This is a genomic window from Bifidobacterium sp. LH_417 (assembly GCF_056357035.1).
This window is the reverse complement of record NZ_JBKEVI010000004.1, coordinates 53,763-69,700: the sequence shown is the minus strand read 5'-3', so window position 1 is coordinate 69,700 and position 15,938 is coordinate 53,763. Positions and strand designations below refer to the sequence as shown.

Annotated in this window: 14 protein-coding genes and 1 pseudogene; 4 read left to right on the top strand and 11 right to left on the bottom strand. The window is 67.1% G+C overall.

The genetic code is table 11. The annotated features are described in order from the left end of the window. The first annotated feature begins 31 nt into the window (after positions 1 to 31). Entirely contained in the window at positions 32 to 1,852 is a 1,821-nt protein-coding gene (locus AC1AYR_RS04150; protein WP_476511561.1) for an ATP-binding protein, read from the top strand. 27 nt (positions 1,853 to 1,879) lie between these two features. Here the strand turns inward: AC1AYR_RS04150 and AC1AYR_RS04145 are convergent, their stop codons facing one another. The 4 genes and pseudogenes from AC1AYR_RS04145 to AC1AYR_RS04130 all read right to left on the bottom strand — a co-directional run. Next, positions 1,880 to 2,641: an ABC-2 transporter permease gene (locus AC1AYR_RS04145; protein WP_476511562.1), complete on the bottom strand. Its 762-nt coding sequence runs from the start codon at positions 2,639 to 2,641 to the stop codon at positions 1,880 to 1,882. Beyond that, positions 2,641 to 3,423: an ABC-2 transporter permease gene (locus tag AC1AYR_RS04140; protein WP_476511563.1), complete on the bottom strand. Its 783-nt coding sequence runs from the start codon at positions 3,421 to 3,423 to the stop codon at positions 2,641 to 2,643. Before AC1AYR_RS04140 ends, AC1AYR_RS04145 begins: the two co-directional genes overlap by 1 nt. Further along, the gene (locus AC1AYR_RS04135; protein WP_476511612.1) at positions 3,420 to 4,334 is read right to left on the bottom strand and encodes an ABC transporter ATP-binding protein; all 915 of its coding nucleotides are present in this window, start codon (positions 4,332 to 4,334) and stop codon (positions 3,420 to 3,422) included. The genes AC1AYR_RS04140 and AC1AYR_RS04135 overlap by 4 nt, the downstream gene beginning before the upstream one ends. A gap of 24 nt (positions 4,335 to 4,358) precedes the next feature. Then, positions 4,359 to 4,730, bottom strand: a pseudogene (locus AC1AYR_RS04130) (GntR family transcriptional regulator); the annotation flags it as partial. A 221-nt stretch (positions 4,731 to 4,951) separates the two neighbouring features. On the opposite strand from AC1AYR_RS04130, the gene AC1AYR_RS04125 reads away from it, so the two are divergent. Beyond that, entirely contained in the window at positions 4,952 to 5,575 is a 624-nt protein-coding gene (locus AC1AYR_RS04125) for a GNAT family N-acetyltransferase (protein WP_476511564.1), read from the top strand. 94 nt (positions 5,576 to 5,669) lie between these two features. Here the strand turns inward: AC1AYR_RS04125 and AC1AYR_RS04120 are convergent, their stop codons facing one another. From AC1AYR_RS04120 to AC1AYR_RS04110, 3 genes are all read right to left on the bottom strand, one after another. Further along, positions 5,670 to 6,323, bottom strand: a complete 654-nt coding sequence (locus AC1AYR_RS04120) for an HAD family hydrolase (protein WP_476511565.1) — start codon at positions 6,321 to 6,323, stop codon at positions 5,670 to 5,672. Between the two features lie 71 nt (positions 6,324 to 6,394). Next, a complete protein-coding gene (locus AC1AYR_RS04115) occupies positions 6,395 to 8,254 on the bottom strand; it encodes a DNA repair protein RecN (protein ID WP_476511566.1) in 1,860 nt (619 codons plus the stop codon). Continuing rightward, positions 8,254 to 9,282: an NAD kinase gene (locus tag AC1AYR_RS04110; RefSeq protein ID WP_476511567.1), complete on the bottom strand. Its 1,029-nt coding sequence runs from the start codon at positions 9,280 to 9,282 to the stop codon at positions 8,254 to 8,256. Before AC1AYR_RS04110 ends, AC1AYR_RS04115 begins: the two co-directional genes overlap by 1 nt. A 208-nt stretch (positions 9,283 to 9,490) precedes the next feature. On the opposite strand from AC1AYR_RS04110, the gene AC1AYR_RS04105 reads away from it, so the two are divergent. Next, entirely contained in the window at positions 9,491 to 10,957 is a 1,467-nt protein-coding gene (locus AC1AYR_RS04105) for a potassium transporter TrkG (protein ID WP_476511568.1), read from the top strand. Next, positions 10,890 to 11,702: a potassium channel family protein gene (locus AC1AYR_RS04100; protein WP_476511613.1), complete on the top strand. Its 813-nt coding sequence runs from the start codon at positions 10,890 to 10,892 to the stop codon at positions 11,700 to 11,702. The genes AC1AYR_RS04105 and AC1AYR_RS04100 overlap by 68 nt, the downstream gene beginning before the upstream one ends. Before the next feature lie 6 nt (positions 11,703 to 11,708). Here the strand turns inward: AC1AYR_RS04100 and AC1AYR_RS04095 are convergent, their stop codons facing one another. From AC1AYR_RS04095 to AC1AYR_RS04080, 4 genes are read right to left on the bottom strand one after another with little or no spacing between them, the layout of a single operon-like run. After that, positions 11,709 to 12,506 carry a TlyA family RNA methyltransferase gene (locus AC1AYR_RS04095; protein ID WP_476511569.1) on the bottom strand — a complete coding sequence of 266 codons (798 nt, stop codon included), beginning with the start codon at positions 12,504 to 12,506 and terminating at the stop codon, positions 11,709 to 11,711. A gap of 43 nt (positions 12,507 to 12,549) precedes the next feature. Next, positions 12,550 to 12,738, bottom strand: coding sequence for a hypothetical protein (locus tag AC1AYR_RS04090; RefSeq protein ID WP_034526313.1), 189 nt, complete (start codon positions 12,736 to 12,738; stop codon positions 12,550 to 12,552). Further along, positions 12,735 to 13,775, bottom strand: a complete 1,041-nt coding sequence (locus AC1AYR_RS04085; protein ID WP_034526312.1) for an HAD-IIA family hydrolase — start codon at positions 13,773 to 13,775, stop codon at positions 12,735 to 12,737. Before AC1AYR_RS04085 ends, AC1AYR_RS04090 begins: the two co-directional genes overlap by 4 nt. Before the next feature lie 8 nt (positions 13,776 to 13,783). Further along, positions 13,784 to 15,820, bottom strand: a complete 2,037-nt coding sequence (locus AC1AYR_RS04080; RefSeq protein WP_476511570.1) for a tetratricopeptide repeat protein — start codon at positions 15,818 to 15,820, stop codon at positions 13,784 to 13,786. Between the last annotated feature and the right edge of the window lie 118 nt (positions 15,821 to 15,938).

The following is a 15,938-nucleotide window of genomic DNA, read 5'->3' as shown; positions in this document are numbered from 1 at the left end:
GTTGTTATGTAGGAACGGCGAAGGAGTCATCATGTGGTCGGAGGAAGAGATTGACGCGCTGCTCGAACCGCTGCGTCATGCCGACAGCGACAATCAGAGCGTTGAGGTCAAGGAGGCCGTCGGAGGATTGCCGACTTCGTTGCCCGAAACCGTCTCGGCGTTCTCCAATGGAAACGGCGGCACCATCGTCCTCGGCGTTTCCGAACGCCATGGGTTCTCTCCCATCGATGGATTCGACGCCAAATCGATCGCGGACGCGATGGCGCAGATGTGCCGGGAGAAGCTGATGCCACCGGTCCGCCCGGTCATCGAAATCGCGGAGTACCACGGCTCACAGGTGGTCATCTCGGTCATCGACGAGACCGACCCGCTGGACAAGCCTTGCTATGTGCGCAACAGGGGCCGCTACAGCGGCTCGTTCATCCGCGTGTGGGATGGCGACAGGAAGCTCAGTCAGTATGAGATCGACCGTCTGCTGGAGAACCGCGCACAGCCCACATACGACAGGGAAATCGTCGGCGAGGCGACGGTCGACGATCTGGATCCGAATACGGTTCAAGGCATCCTGGGCCTCTGCCGAAGACAGCGGCCGCGCATCTTTGGAACGATTCCGGACGATGACGCCCTGCATATGCTGGGAGTCACGGGAATCGACGGCGACGGCGGCACCCACCCCACGCTCGCGGGGCTGCTCGCCGCCGGAAAATACCCGCAGCAGTTCCTCCCCCGTCTGAACATCACGTTCACCCGGTATCAGGGGTACAGCAAGGTGTTCGCCGGCGGGGTGAAGTACATCGACAACCGGACCTTCGACGGCCCGATTCCCGAAATCCTCGAGGAGACGCTGCTCGCGACCCGCAGGAACATGCGCATCGGCGGCGTGTTGGACGGTCCCCTGCGCAAGGACACCTTCGAGTATCCCGAAGAGGCCATACGCGAAGCGGTGGTCAACGCCGTCATGCACCGCGATTATTCGCCGATGGCCCGTGGCGGCCAGATCCAGGTCAACATGTATGCGGACCGGCTGGAGATACTCAGCCCCGGCGGACTGTACGGCGCCGTGACCACGGACACCATCGGCATGCCCGGCGCCACGTCCACCAGAAACCAGACGTTGGCCAAGCTGCTGGAGCTCACGCCGTTCCGTGGCGGGACCGTCGCGGAGAACCGGGGCACGGGATTCGAGCTCATCACGGCCACCCTCACGGAGAACGGCAACGGCGCGCCCGAGATCGCCGACACCTTGACGGCGTTCCGCATGACCTTCCGATCGGCCGACACCGCCAGGCTGCCGGACAGCCGCAGGGATCGACGCTACGCCGCGCAGGGCGAACAGGCAGACGTCGACTACAGCGCCTCCGTGGGATTGGACCATGGCAAGGTGCCGAAACCCACGCATCCGAAGATCGTGCCGTTCCCCCATGGCGGCATCGACGTGCAGGACATCACCGACCGGGAGCTGTACGACCAGACCATCAAGGGCACGCCATGGCTGGAGGAACCATATGCCCGATACATGGGCATCGAACGGGATTCCCGGTCGGATGAAGGGACCGTGCCGGCCGAAGACACCGTGCCTGCGGCATCTTCAGCTATCAGCGTCGGCACGCCCATCGGCGACGACTCCGCGGCTCCACCTCACGAGGACGCCGGATACTCGCCGTTGGAGGAGGCGCTGCTGACGCTCATCGGCGAGCATGGCACCATGGCGACACCGCAGCTGGTGGAGGCGACCGGTGCCCCGCGTTCGACCGTCACCTACCAGTTGCGCAAGCTGCTGCGCTCGGGAGCCATCGAACGCACCCAACCGGCCCGCAGCCCCAAACAGGAGTACCGTCTCAAGGCCGCCTAAGTGATGGCTCCTAAGCCGTCCGTCCCCTCACAGCTCCCGCGCGGACCACAACCTTACGGACAGATGATGGGACACGGCGAGCGCGATCGCGGCGACCAGCCATAGGAGCGCCCATCCGGGGACCGGCATCGCGGGATGCATGCCGATCACGCGCATCCGCACCCCGTCCGGGATCAGGTGCAGGATGATGACCGCCGCGAAGAACAGCGCCATGCCGCCCCTGACCATCCGGTGGTATGCGGTCAGCCAGTCGTCGCTCGCGTAGAACACGGGGAGCTGGATGGCCGCCAGCATCGGGAACAGCGTCGCGGCGTAGGGCACGACCCACACTCCGCCCGCGTCAAGACCGAACGCGGCGATGGCGATGGCGACCTCGGCGCCGATCTGCACGAGACAGACGCCGAACACCATCATCGCCGACAGGTAGCGCGCATCGACCTGCGTGCGGCGAGAGACCGGCATGACACCAATCATCCGGCTTTCGAGCGCGCCGCCGTTCCACCGGAAGAACATCCCCACCAGCCTGCCGCAGTACAGCATGGTCAGGAAGGCCATCATCGCGACCGCCACGGCGGACAGGGCGGGCGATTCGAGGTTCTGCCCGAACAGGCACAACGGCAGCGGCAACAGGAACATGACGGCGGCCGCCACCGCGGAGTTGCCGCAGATCGCCGCGAAGTCCATGCGCAACGCCGTCATCATGGCGCGACGCCGGGCGGCACGGCGCAAGCCCGTCGGAGCTCCCGCGGGCTTCACAGGCGTCGCATGACGCATCACAGCCGACGTCATCACAACTCCCTTCCTTCGTAGATGCGCACCGACAGGCGGTACGAGACGGCGAGCGCAATCAGGGAGAACAGGACGAACGCGGCCGCCGACGCCCCCGGATGGCCCGCCAGCATGGCGACGGCGTCGTTGAAGGCGCCGACGAACCCGCCGAGCGCATCGGACGGCGTCGTGCGCATGGCGGCGGTGAACGACCCCATGCTTACGATGAAGCCGATCAGCGCGGACGCAGCGAACCAGAGGAGCGCCTTCCGCGTCGAGAACCGGTACAGCAGCGGGCAAAGCAGGGCCTGTGTGACAAGGTACTGGCCGGCCGTCACCGCCACGGACGAGAGGATCGACGTGACGTCGGCCATGCCGAACGTGACCTGCACGGCGGCGGCCAGCAGCCAGGAGGCGATCACGAGCGCGGTGCAGGTGAGCACGAGCAGATACCGCGCCGCGACCTGCCTGCGCCGGGTCACGGGCATCAGTCCGGCGAGCCGTGCGGCGCCGTTCTGTTGCTCGTACATGAAGGCGTACATCGGAACGATCATGTACATCCACACGGACGCGCCGGACACGGCGGCGTAGGCGGCCCCGCCCCCATCGGGGCGGATATCGCCGCCCGCCATCGCGATGAGGAGGACAAACCCGGGCAGGAGCGCCACGACGGAGGGGACGAACAGCCTTCCCGGCGACGAGATCCTGCACCAGTCCATGTGGTAGGCGCGGAGGATGGATTTCCACGCCGTCCGTGAACGTGCGGCCACGGCCGGGCCGCGTACGGGGGACCCGCCCATCATGCACCCCTTTCGTCGTCCGCCGCGGCGGCACCGGGCGCGTTGGTCAGACGGATGATGTCGTCGATGGACGCGGGTTCGACGTCGAGGCCGGGGACGTGCACCGCGTCCCCGGTGCGCACGAGCGCGTCGAAACCGGTGGCGTAGCGGTGCACCCCCGCCGCCACGGGCGCGACGGCCGCCAGGTCGTCCGGGCCGCCTTTGACGATGCGGAACGATTCGGTGAATTCGTCCTTCGGACCGGTGTAGCGGAGTCGCCCGCCAGTGATGTAGGCGATGAAGTCGGCGGCGCGTTCCAGGTCGGAGGTGATGTGCGTGGAGAACAGCACGCTGCGCGTCCCGTCCGCGATGTAGTCCTGCAGGAGGTCCATGAGGTCGTCGCGGGCGAGTACGTCGAGGCCGCTGGTGGGCTCGTCGAGGATAAGCAGTTTCGCGTCGTGGCTGAGCGCGACGGCGAGCATGAGTTTCATCTGCATGCCGCGCGACAGCTCCTTGACCAGCCGTTTGCGCGCGAGGCCGAAGCGTTCCAGATATGCGTCGAACGTGGCGTGGTCCCACGTGGGGTACATGGGCGCCATGGCCCTCTCCACCGTGTCCACCGTCCATGCGTCGATGAAATAGCTGTAGTCGAACACGACACCGAGCCGTTCCTTGACCGCTTCCTCGTCGGCGATGTTGTCAAGCCCGAACACGTGGATCGAGCCGGCGTCGCGGCGGATCATGTTGAGGATGAGCTTGATGAGCGTGGATTTGCCGGCGCCGTTCGGGCCGATGAGGCCCATGATGTATCCGGCCGGCAGATCGAAGGTCACGTCGTCGAGCGTGAAGCCGGAACCGTAGCGTTTGGTCGCTCCAGTGACGGACAACGCCGGCGGCACGGCGGCGGACGCAGCCGGGACTCGTGCGATGGTCATGATGATGCCCCCTTTCCGGGACTGTTGCCTATGGCATTCCTCCGCAAGCATCTTCCCCAGTTCTCCCTCCGTGATGTCGGCGGCTCTGGCGGCGCGGACCGCCTCGGCGAGCGCGCCGCGGACCTGGTTCTCGAGCTGGCGTCTCATCAGCTCGTTGCCTTTGTCCATCACGAACGTCCCCTTGCCCTGGATGTTCTGCACCACGCCCTCGCCGGCCAGTTCGTTGTATGCCCTAGTGACGGTGAGAACCGAGATGCGCAGCTCCCTGGCGAGCTTGCGCAGCGAGGGCAGCGCCTCGCCGGCCTTGAGTTCGCCGTCGAGCACGGCGGCGCGGATCTGGGTCTTGATCTGCTCATAGATGGGTTCGCCGGACACGGATGAGATGATCAGCTTCACCTATGCCCCTTTCCCGCGGACATTGTCGTTGTTTCATTTCAGCTGTTCAGCTGTTATATACAACAGTATAACTGTTATCCTCAACCGTCAATGTCGCGAGCATAACAGTCAAGCATCCAACCTCGGGGAGAAAAGGACGACCGACCCATGTGAATTGCCGGTTAACTCCGTCGCGCCGCACGGCGCATCGTGCCTACAATGGCGAGACGAAGGGAGCAATCATGCCTGACAACAACGCTGTTACGCTGCGCAAGATCGAACCGTCCGATTATCCGCTGTTCGCACGGTGGTGGAACAACCCGTCCGTCGCCGACGGCTGTCGGAAGACCCTGGACGAGACAACCGACGATGAGGCGGAACGCCTGTTCCACGAGTGGAGCGACGTCGACGACGACACCCGTTTCGGGCGTACGGCGCTCGACCCGTTCGGCAACCCCATCGGATTCGTCTCCGCCTGGGACGGCGGGGAACCGGACCGCGATCCCACGATGTCGGTGCTCATCGGCCCGTACTATCAGGACCGCGGATTCGGCAACCAAGCCATGAAGCTCGGCATCACGCTCGCCGCCGAACAGCTCAAGGCGAAGAAGATCACCGTCAAGGTGTGGTCGTTCAACCTGCGCGCCCGCCACATGGTCGAATCCCTCGGGTTCGTCGAGGTCGACCGGCACGAAGGCGTCGTGGAGCGCGGCGGGCGCACGTTCGGCGAAGTGGTCTACCAGGCGCCAATCGCGCGCCTCACCGGCCGCATCACCGCCGAGGCCACCGAGCGTGAGGAGGGCGAGAAGCTCGAGGCGCAGCGTTTCGCCGCCGAACGCCCCTCCGACCTCATGCCGGTGCGCTGAGCGCCGAACGAGCCGAAACAAAACAAGAGGAGCCGGCGCATCACGATGTGGTGATGCGCCGGCTCCGTCGTATACGCCCTACAGGATATACGCCCTACAGGTCGCGGGGCGCGTCGTGGAAGTCGAAGAGGACGCCGTCGGCCTCGTCGCAGATCGTGGCCCAGTCCGCATCGGACGAGTCGTCGTGCATGGCCCATACGCGCATGCCCGCGGACCTCGCGGAGCGCACGGCGACGAGCAGATCCTCGAACACCGTGCAGTCGCATGGTTCCACGCCGAGACGGGCGGCGGCGAGCAGGTAGACGTCCGGCCGGTCCTTGCCCACGTCGTTCACGTCGTCGACGGAGACGATGGCGTCGAACAGGTCGAACATGCCCACGTGCCGCAACGCCGGTTCCCTGAGACGCGGCGGCAGCGAGGTGGCGACGGCGAGCCGCACGCCGCGCGCCTTCAGGTCGCGCAGATAGTCGAGCGCGCCCGGTTTCGCCTCGACGGTGGTCGCGTAGGCGACGCGCGCCATCTCGTCCCACTCGTCCATCAACGCCTCGGGCGTGTCCTTGAGGCCGAACCGCGCGATCGTGTATTCGGCGATCTGCCGGAACTGCATCGGCGCGACCTTGGCCATGTAGTCGTCGGGCACGGCCAGCCCGCGCTTGGCGAGGAAATCGATGTCGACCTGGTCCCATACGCCCATCGAGTCGAGGAGCGTGCCGTCGAGGTCGAAGATGGCGGCCTTGCGGGATGTCATGTCTGTCTCTCCCTCAGTCAGCTTACGGTTGCCGACTCCCCCGTCTCAGGGAGCCGGCACGGCTTCCACCCTCAGTCGGTTTCACCGACAGCTCCCGCCAGCGGGAGCCTGGATGAGGCGAGCAGTTCGCGGGCGTGGTCGAGGGACGCCTCCGACTCGCTGCCGGAGAGCATGCGGGCGACCTCGTGGACGCGCGCGGCGTCCCTCACCTCGGCCACGGTGGTGACGACGCCCAGATCGTCGTCGTCCGCGTCCGGCGGCTCCTTGGTGACGACGAACTGCGAGTCGGCCCAGCTGGCCACCTGCGCCAGGTGCGTGACGACGATGACCTGCGAGCTGCGGGCGAGACGGGCGAGACGCCTGCCGAGTTCGACCGCCGCCTTGCCGCCGACGCCCGCGTCGACCTCGTCGAAGATGAATGTCATGTCGGACGGCGCGGCACCGTGCTCCCCCGCGGCCGCTCCCCCCGCGTGCATGTCCGCGGCGGACAGTTCGAGGGCGAGCATGAGGCGGCTCAGTTCGCCGCCGGACGCGCTTTTGCCCATCGGCAGCTGCGGCGAGCCCTCATAGGGGGTGAACAGGAACGCGATGTCGTCGCCGCCGTTCGCGTCGAGCGCGTCGGCTCCTTCACGCGGCGCGACGCGGATCTCCAGCGAGGCGCCGTCCATGGCGAGCGAGGAGAGCTCCTCGGTGACGCGCGCGGCGAGCCGGCCGGCCGCCGCAGCGCGCGCCTCGTGCAGACGCGCGGCGGCCTTCGCGGCGGTCTCGTGCAGCCGGTCGCGTTCGGCCTCCAGCTCGGCGAGTTTCTCGGGCGAGGCGTCCAGATCCTCGATGTCGAACGCGGCCTTGTCGCGCCATGCGATCACGTCCTCGATGCCCGGCCCCCAGCGGCGGGTGAGTTCGTCAAGGTCGTGGATGCGCGCGTTCAGCGTGTCGAGGTCGGCCTCGCCGACGTCCTCGCCGAGATGCCCGGACAGGGTGAAGACGATGTCCGCGAGGTCGGCGTTCACCGATTCGAGCCGGTCGGCGAGTTCGTCGAATCCGCCGTCGGACACGTGGATGGCGCGCAGCGCCTGCGCCGCCTCGAGGATCCGGTCGGAGGCGCCGGGCGCCTCGGCGGGAGAATCGGCGAGTTCCAGCTGCGACGGGTCGAGCGCGGCGAGCGCGTGGGACACGCCTTCGGCGATGTCCGCCGCGTTCTCGATGCGGTCGCGTTTCGCCTTCAGCTCCTCCAGTTCGCCCGGATGCGGGTCGACCGCGTTGATGCGGTCCACCGATTCGCGCAGGTAGTCGGCTTGCGCGCGTGCGGAGGACTCCTGCGAGCGCAGGCGTTCGAGACGGGCGTCCATGTCGGCCAGTTCGCGCCATGCCGCATGGTAGGCGGCGAGTTCGCGCCCGTCGTCGGCGGCGTGGTCGAGGAAGTCGCGTTGGCGGGCGGCGGATGCGATCCGCAGCTGTTCGGCCTGCCCGTGGATGGTGACGAGTTCGCCGGCCACGGCGGCGAGCACGGAACGCGGCACGGTCTTGCCTCCGAGCACGGCGCGCGAGCGTCCGGTGGCGCGCACGGTGCGTGCGAGGAACAGTTCGCCGTCCTCGGGTTCGACGCCGGCGCGGCGTGCGATGGCGAGCACGCCGCCGGCGAGCGCCTCGTCGTCGTCCGCGTCGTCGCCGACCGTCTCGTCCGCCGTGTCGGTCGCATGGGCGTCGTCCACCGCGTCATCGACGGCGAAGATGCCCTGCGCCCACGCTTCGGACGCGCCGACGGAGATGCGTTTCGCGTTGGCGGGGCCGCCGGAGATGAGCGACAGGGCGCTCAGCAGCATCGATTTGCCGGCACCGGTCTCGCCGGTGATGGCGGTCATGCCGCAGGCGGGGGTGATGACGGCGGACCTGATCGGCCCCAGGTCACGCAGGGAGAGTTCCTCGAGCATCAGCGGCGTGCCTCCCCGTCGCCGTCGTGGTGGTCGTCGCGGCCGTCGTCGTGGTGGTAGTCGGAGTGGTCCGTGTACGCGGAGCGTAAATCGGCGGCGACGCCGTGCTGGGCACGGTTCGCTCCACCGGCGCCGCCGGCGCCGCCGTGCGCGGCCTGTTCGCGCCATCCGACGACGGGCAGGTCGAATTTGGTGACGAGACGCTCGGTGAACGGCGCGCCGGAGAGGCGCGCGAGACGCAGCGTGCCGTGCGAGGCGCGCACGTCGACGCGCGTGCCCTTCGGTAGGGCGCGCTGGCGGCGGCCGTCGCAGCAGATCCATCCGCCGGACATCGAATCGTCGAGGATGGTGATCGTGAACGTGGAGTCGGCGCCGATGACGAGCGGACGCGCGAACAGGGCGTGCGCGGCGAGCGGCACCAGCTGGAGCGCCTTCACGTTCGGCCACATGATCGGGCCGCCAGCGGAGAACGCGTAGGCGGTGGATCCGGTGGGCGTGGACACGATGACTCCGTCCGCGCCGAACGAGCTCATCTCCACGTCGTCGACGCTGATGGACAGTTCGACCATCTTGCCGCGATCGGCGCGTTCCAGCGTGATGTCGTTCAACGCCCAGTTCTCGATGGGCGTCGACGCACCCGGCAGCCACACGTCCACGTGGGCGATCATGCGCTCGTCGATCGAATAGTCGCGGGTGGCGATGCGTCGGATCGCCTCGTCCATCTGGAAGCTCTCGAACTCGGCGAGGAACCCGACGTGCCCCATGTTGACGCCGAGAATCGGCGTGCTCGTGCACCGCACGAGTTCGGCGGCGCGCAGGATCGTGCCGTCGCCGCCCAGCACGACGACGATTTCCGTGTCGTCGCCGACGACGGGCGGCTGCACGTCGAACGCGGGAGGCTCGAGATTGTCGATGATGGAGACGTCGAATCCGGCGTCGCGCAGCCTGCCCACCACGTCGGACACGACGGTGCCGCTCTGCCTGAGCCGCGTGTGAGTCACCACCACAGCATGACGAACACCGGTCATCGACTCCCCCTTGGATGGACGGAACAGTACAACTGCCACCCATCCTAACCGAATCGAACGGATGTCGGAAACCCCGTTCCCGAACGCCGGCACGCGCGGTTTCTCGACATGCATGCTTACAATGGCTTCACATACGCCGGCGCATGCCGGGAAGAACCATGCAGGCACGCACGACAGCAACCGATGGACGAAGGAGGAGCGAGGGCACATGGCGGATCCCGTCTTCGACCAATCCTCCTCCAACAGGGAGGCCTCGCGCGGCTACGCGTGGTGGTTCTCCGGCAACACGTTCGCGCAGGCGGCGGACGGGGACGGGCGCCCGCCGCGTCAGCGCACAATCATCCAGCACTTGGTCTCGCACCCCGGACGCCTGACCATCATGTACTTCATCGTGCTGGTCATCGCGGCGACGACCATGCTGCTCATCCCGCCGTCCACGCCGAAGGGCGAGAAGACCACGTTCTCGACGGCGATGTTCACCGCCGTCTCCGCGCTGTCCACATGCGGCATCTCGATCGTCAACTCGACCACGCATTGGACGACGTTCGGACAGGCCGTGCTGCTCGTCTCCGTGCAGTTGGGCGGCATCGGCGTGATGACGTTCGCCTCGCTGATCACGCTCGCCATCAACCATCACATGAAGTCGACGCAGCGCCTGCTCACGGCGAGCGAGCTGGGCACGTCGAAGCTCAGCGAGATCCGCGGCGTCCTCACCGTCGTCATCGGCACGACGATGTTCATCGAGACCGTGACGTTCATCGCCCTGTTCCCCGGCCTGCTCAAGGTCAACGAGGGCGACTGGCGCAAATCCCTGTGGGAGTCGCTGTTCTTCGCGGTCATGTCGTACAACAACGCGGGCTTCACGCCGGACACGGCCGGCCTGCACGTCAACAGCTGGGGCGTGGGCCTGCCGATCATGCTCTCCGCTTTCCTCGGCACGCTCGGCTTCCCCGTGATCCTCAACCTGCTCAAATGCGCGCGCGGGCACGTGCCGCCGAAACGCTGGAGCCTGCACACGAAGATCACGCTCTCCGTCACGTTCATCATCGTCGTCATGTCGCTCACCTGGTTCCTGCTCGTCGAATGGGGCAACCCGTTCCTGTTCAGGGACGCGGACTTCAACACGCGCATGCGCTACGCGATGGTCGCCGCCGTCATGCCGCGCAGCTCCGGTTTCGACCTGTCGTGGGTGCCACAGGTGAGCGAACCGACGAAGGTGTTCATGAGCGCGATCATGTTCATCGGCGGCGGCAGCACCTCGACGGCCGGCGGCATCCGCGTGACCACGTTCGCGGTGATCCTGCTCATCTGCAAAGCCTCGTTCACCGGCCACAAGGACATCAACACGTTCCACCACCGCATCCACACGAACGTGGCGATGACGGCGGTGAGCATCACCAGCACCTGCCTGCTGCTCGTGCTCGTCTCCTCCCTGTCGCTCATGCTCGTCTCCGGCGCGTCGCTGACGAACGCGCTGTTCGACTCCTGCTCGGCGTTCGGCCTCGGCGGCTACACGGTGGGCGTGGCGCGCGAGGACAATCCGGCCGCGCTGGCGATCCTCGCGACGACGATGGTCGTGGGGCGTCTCGGCCCGATGACCATCGCCTATTCGATCAGCCGACCGCGCTCGCTGGAGGCGGTACGCTACCCGACCGAGCCGATCGTGGTCGGCTGAATCCTCGCGGTGCGCAGGGAGTACGCACACGGGAACATACACACGGGAACATACGGAAAGTACACGGAAAGGACACAAGGCAATGGCGAAATCCGGTAAGAGCGTGCTGGTCGTGGGATTGGGCCGTTTCGGCAGCGCCGTGGCCATGACCCTCGACGCGATGGGCCAGGACGTGCTCGCCGTCGACCGGGACCCGGATCTGGTGGCCCGCTGGTCGACGCATGTGCCGGTCGTCCAGGCGGACATGACCGACGTGCTCGCCATCGAGCAGATCGACGCCTCCCAGTTCGACACGGCGGTCGTCGCCATCGGCGACAGCGTCGAGGCGTCGGTCATCACGACCGGCAACCTGCTGGACGCGGGCGTGACCGACCTGTGGGCGAAATCGGTGTCCGTGCAGCACGCGCGCATCCTGCAGCGCATCGGCGCGCGGCACATCATCAACGCAGAGACCGATGCGGGCAAGCGCGTCGGGCATCTGGTGAGCGGCAACTATCTGGACTACATCGAGATCGAGGGCGCACACACCGTCGTGAAGATCCACACGCCCTCGCATGCGGTGGGTCATTCCATCGAGGACGCGCAGGTGCATGAGCGTTACGGCATCACCGTGGTCGGCATCAAATCGCCGGGCAAGGAGTTCCAGTACGGTTCCAAGGAGCTCATCATGCACCGCAACGACGAGCTGGTCATCATGGGCAAGGAGGACCAGATCGACCGCTTCATCCACGCGGGCAACCGGTAGCCGTATTCAGTCGGCGCGGGCGTAGAGGAGGTGTTCGGCGTTGCCGTGGGTGCCTTCGATGGGGCTCGGCGCGGTGGCGACGACATGGAGCCCGTGGTCGCGGGCGCATGCGGTCACGTCGTCCAGCGCCTTTTGGCGCAGCGCCGCGTCGATGACGACGCCGTGGCGGTCGAGCCCCGAACGCCCCACTTCGAACTGCGGTTTGACGAGCAGCACGATGTGAGCGCCGGGCGCGGCGATCCGCGCGATCACGGGAATCACGTAGGTGAGTGAGATGAAGGAGACGTCGGAGACGATCATCGCCGGAGCGTATGGCAGGTCGTCGGCCGTGACGTCGCGGATGTTGACGCCGCTCATCTCGATGACATGCGGGTCGTCGGCGACGCGCGGGTCGAGCTGGCCGTGGCCGACGTCGAGCGCGATGACCCGGCGTGCGCCGCGGCGCAGCAGCACCTGCGTGAACCCGCCGGTGGACGCGCCGATGTCGAGGCAGTCGAAGCCCACCGGTTCGGGCAGTCCGTGCGCGGCGAACGCGTCGAACGCACCGACGAGCTTGTAGGCGCCGCGCGAGACGTAGTCGTCGCCCTTGTCGACGACGATGCGCGTGTGCGCGGCATCGCCGATCGCATACGCGGGTTTGGTCACGACCTTCCCGTTGACGGTGACATGCCCGCCTTTGATGAGCCGCTGCGCCTTGGAACGCGAGTCGACCCCTCCCCCGGCGACGAGCCACAGGTCGAGACGGTCGGGCATGTCGATCGGCTCGTCATCGGCCTCGTATGAGGCGATGCCGTCGTTCGTCATTCTCGTTCCCTCCTTCTCATGACTGGTGCGCCGGTATCGTGGATCAGTCGCCGATCGCGTCGAGTTCGCGCTTCAGCTCGTCGAGCAGGCCGCGCAGCGCGGCGATGCGCCCGTCGTCGTCCATCTGGTCGAAGCCGGGCAGCACGTCGGCGATGTCGCCGGTGGGCGGCGTGGCCGTGGCGTCGTGCGTGATGCCGTTCATAGTGCCGTTCACGGTGCGGTCGTCGCTCACAGCGTGAACTCCGGCAGCGTGATCGCGGTCATGTCGACGCCGGCATCGGCGGCCTGCCATGCGGCGCAGATCGCGGCGCGCAGCGCGTCCACGCTCGTCGCGTCGGAGACGACGAACGTGCCGGCGGCCGCGTCCAGCACGGCCTCGGCGCCGCCGCACGTCCAGCGTCCGTCGCCGTGGTCGCGCGGTTCGGGCATGGTCTCGCCGAGCGCGCGCAGGTCCGGCGCCACATAGGTGGGACGCAGGTGCGCGGGCGCGAGCATCAGCTCATGCGGGTTCGTGACGCCGGTCAGTACGGCGAGTGAGTCGTAGCCGCCCCGGTTGCCCGCCTCGATGTCAGTGTCGAGTCGGTCGCCGATGGCGATGGACTCGTCCTTCGGGACGAGCGACTGGCCGCCGGACGCGTTGAGTTCGCGCGCCTCGTCGTACATGTACGATTCGGGCTTGCCCGCGGAGGCGACCGGTTCGACGCCGGTGGCGGCGATGACCGCGCGGATCATCGAGCCGCAGCCGGGCGCGATGCCGAGTTCGCGCGGGATGGTCAGGTCGCGGTTGGTCACGAAGTACGTGGCGCCGGCCTCGACGGCGAACGCGGCGTTCGCCATCATCTGCCAGGTCATCTCCGGGAACCAGCCCTGGATGACGGCCGCGGGTTTGACGGTCGGATCGTCGGTGACGACGAGTCCGGCGCGCGTGACCTCCTCGCGCAGATGCTCCGCGCCGACGACGAGCACGGTGGAACCGGCGGGCACGGCCTTGGCGACCATGCGGGCGGCCACCACCGAGGAGGTGATGACCTGCCAGGGTTCGACGTCGAGGTCGAAGCCCTTCAGCTGGTCGGCGACGACGTGCTGGAAACGCGACGAGTTGTTCGTCGTGTATTCGATGGTCATGCCGGCGGCCTCGGCGGCGCGGATGGACGCCGCGGCGTGCTCCACCGGGTTCTTGCCCCGGTAGACCACGCCGTCGAGGTCGAGCAGCGCGAGCTTGTAGGCTTCGGCGATCGGGGCCGTGGTGCCTTTGAGGAATCGCGTCATGCGTCCGCTCACGCCTCGGTCGTCTCGGATTCGTCGGAGGCGGATTCATCGGAAACCTGTTCCGGCTCGTCGTCGGATTCGGCGCCTTCGACGGCCTCTTCGGCCGGGGCCTGCGTCTCGTCGGTGTCGGCGGTTTCGCCGTCGACGGACTCCTCGGAATCCTCCTGGGTCTCCTCCTCGGCGTGGGCTTCGGACTCGGACTCGCCTTCGGCGGTCTCGGCCCCGTCCTCGGATTCGGCTTCGGACTCCTCGTCGCTCTCCTCGGTCTCGTCCTCGGGCGCGTACTGGGCGTCGTCCTCGGAGATGCCGAGCTCGGCGAGCACGTCCGGATCGTCGAGGTGCTCGAGATCGTGGTCGATGATCACGTCATCGCTCTCCTCGTCCTCGTCGAAGTCGGCGTACTGGTTCTCCAGCTTCTCGATGACCTGGTCGAGCGCGATGGCTTCGTCGGAACGGCCGGCCTCCTCGAGGAACAGCTGCTCGGCCTGCAGGGCGCGCATGCGGTAGCTGCCGGCCAGACCCTTGGAACGGCCGAGCGTGTGCACGATCTCGATGGCCTTGTCCCAATGCTCCAAATCACCGAGCGCGCCGGCGTACACGAGGAACATCTCGGCCTTGGACTCGCCCTTCAGGTACTTGGCGTCGTCGGAGACGGCCATCTCGATGGCCTTCTTCGGGTTGCCGAGACCACGCTCGCAGTCGGCCATGAACGGCAGGTAGTCGAGGTAGCCGTTCATGCGGTACGCGGTGCGGAACTCCTTGAGCGCGAGCTTGTAGTCGCCCTTGCGGTAGGCGACGAACGCGAGCGTCTCACGCGCGAAGTCGATGCGGGAGGCCTGCTTGGCGACCCACTGGGCGTGCTCGAGCGCGGCCTGCGGATCGTCGTCGAGCAGCGTGTACGCGGCGAGGATGTGCAGGCCGATGTTCTCGGCGTGCTCCTTGGACAGGCCGCGCAGACGCTCCTTCTCGTCCTTGGAGAGCATGCCCCACACCATGCCCTTCGGCATGCGGGGCTCGTTCGGACGACGATCGGTGTACGGGTTCTGCGAGGGGTAGCTCGGCGCGCCGTCGAAGCCGCGGCGCTGGCCCTCGCGACGGTCGTCGAAACGACGGGAGTCGTCGCGCTGGTAGCGCGGATTGCCGCCGCGCTCGTCACGATGCTCGTCACGGCGGAAGTCACGGTCGCCGTCACGATGGAAGTCGCGGCGCTCGTCCTTATGGAAATCCTTGCGGAAGTCCTGGCGTTCGCCGTCACGACGATCATCGCGACGGAAATCACGGTCGCCGTCACGATGGAAGTCCTTACGGAAACCGCCCTTGCCGCCGCGACGCTCGTCATCACGACGGAAACCACCACGCTCGCCATCCTTGCGGAAACCGCCGCGACGGTCGTCATCACGACGGAAACCACCCGACTTGCCGTAACCGCGACGCTCGCCGTCACGACGGAAACCACGGTCACCGCCCTGACGCGGACCCTTATGGAAGTCACGACGCTCGCCGGACTCGCCGTCGCGACGGAAATCACGATCGCCGTCACGATGGAAGTCCTTACGGAAACCGCCCTTGCCGCCGCGACGCTCGTCATCACGACGGAAACCACCACGCTCGCCATCCTTGCGGAAACCGCCGCGACGGTCGTCATCACGACGGAAACCACCCGACTTGCCGTAACCGCGACGCTCGCCGTCACGACGGAAACCACGGTCACCGCCCTGACGCGGACCCTTATGGAAATCGCGACGCTCGCCGGACTCGCTGTCACGACGGAAATCACGATCGCCGTCACGATGGAAGTCCTTACGGAAACCATCCTTGTGGAAGTCCTTGCGGAAGCCGCCGCGACGCTCGCCGTCACGGCCCTCGCCGTCGCGACGGAAGCCGCCCGACTTGCCGTAGCCGCCGCGGGAGCCGCCGAACTTGCCGCCCTTGCCGCGCGGCTTGAAACCGTTGCCGCCACGGGAGCCGGGACGGCCGGAGCCGTGGCCGTAGCCGCCCTTGCGGAAGCCGCCCGACTTGCCGGAACGCTCGTTGCCTTCTGTCATATGTGTATCGCCTTTCTTGATGGATGCGATGGATACGTGTGTGTTGCCGGATCCGTCGACGGAATCGGATGGTCGACGGTGGTCATGGGCGAAGGCGGCCGCCGTGACGACGAACCGC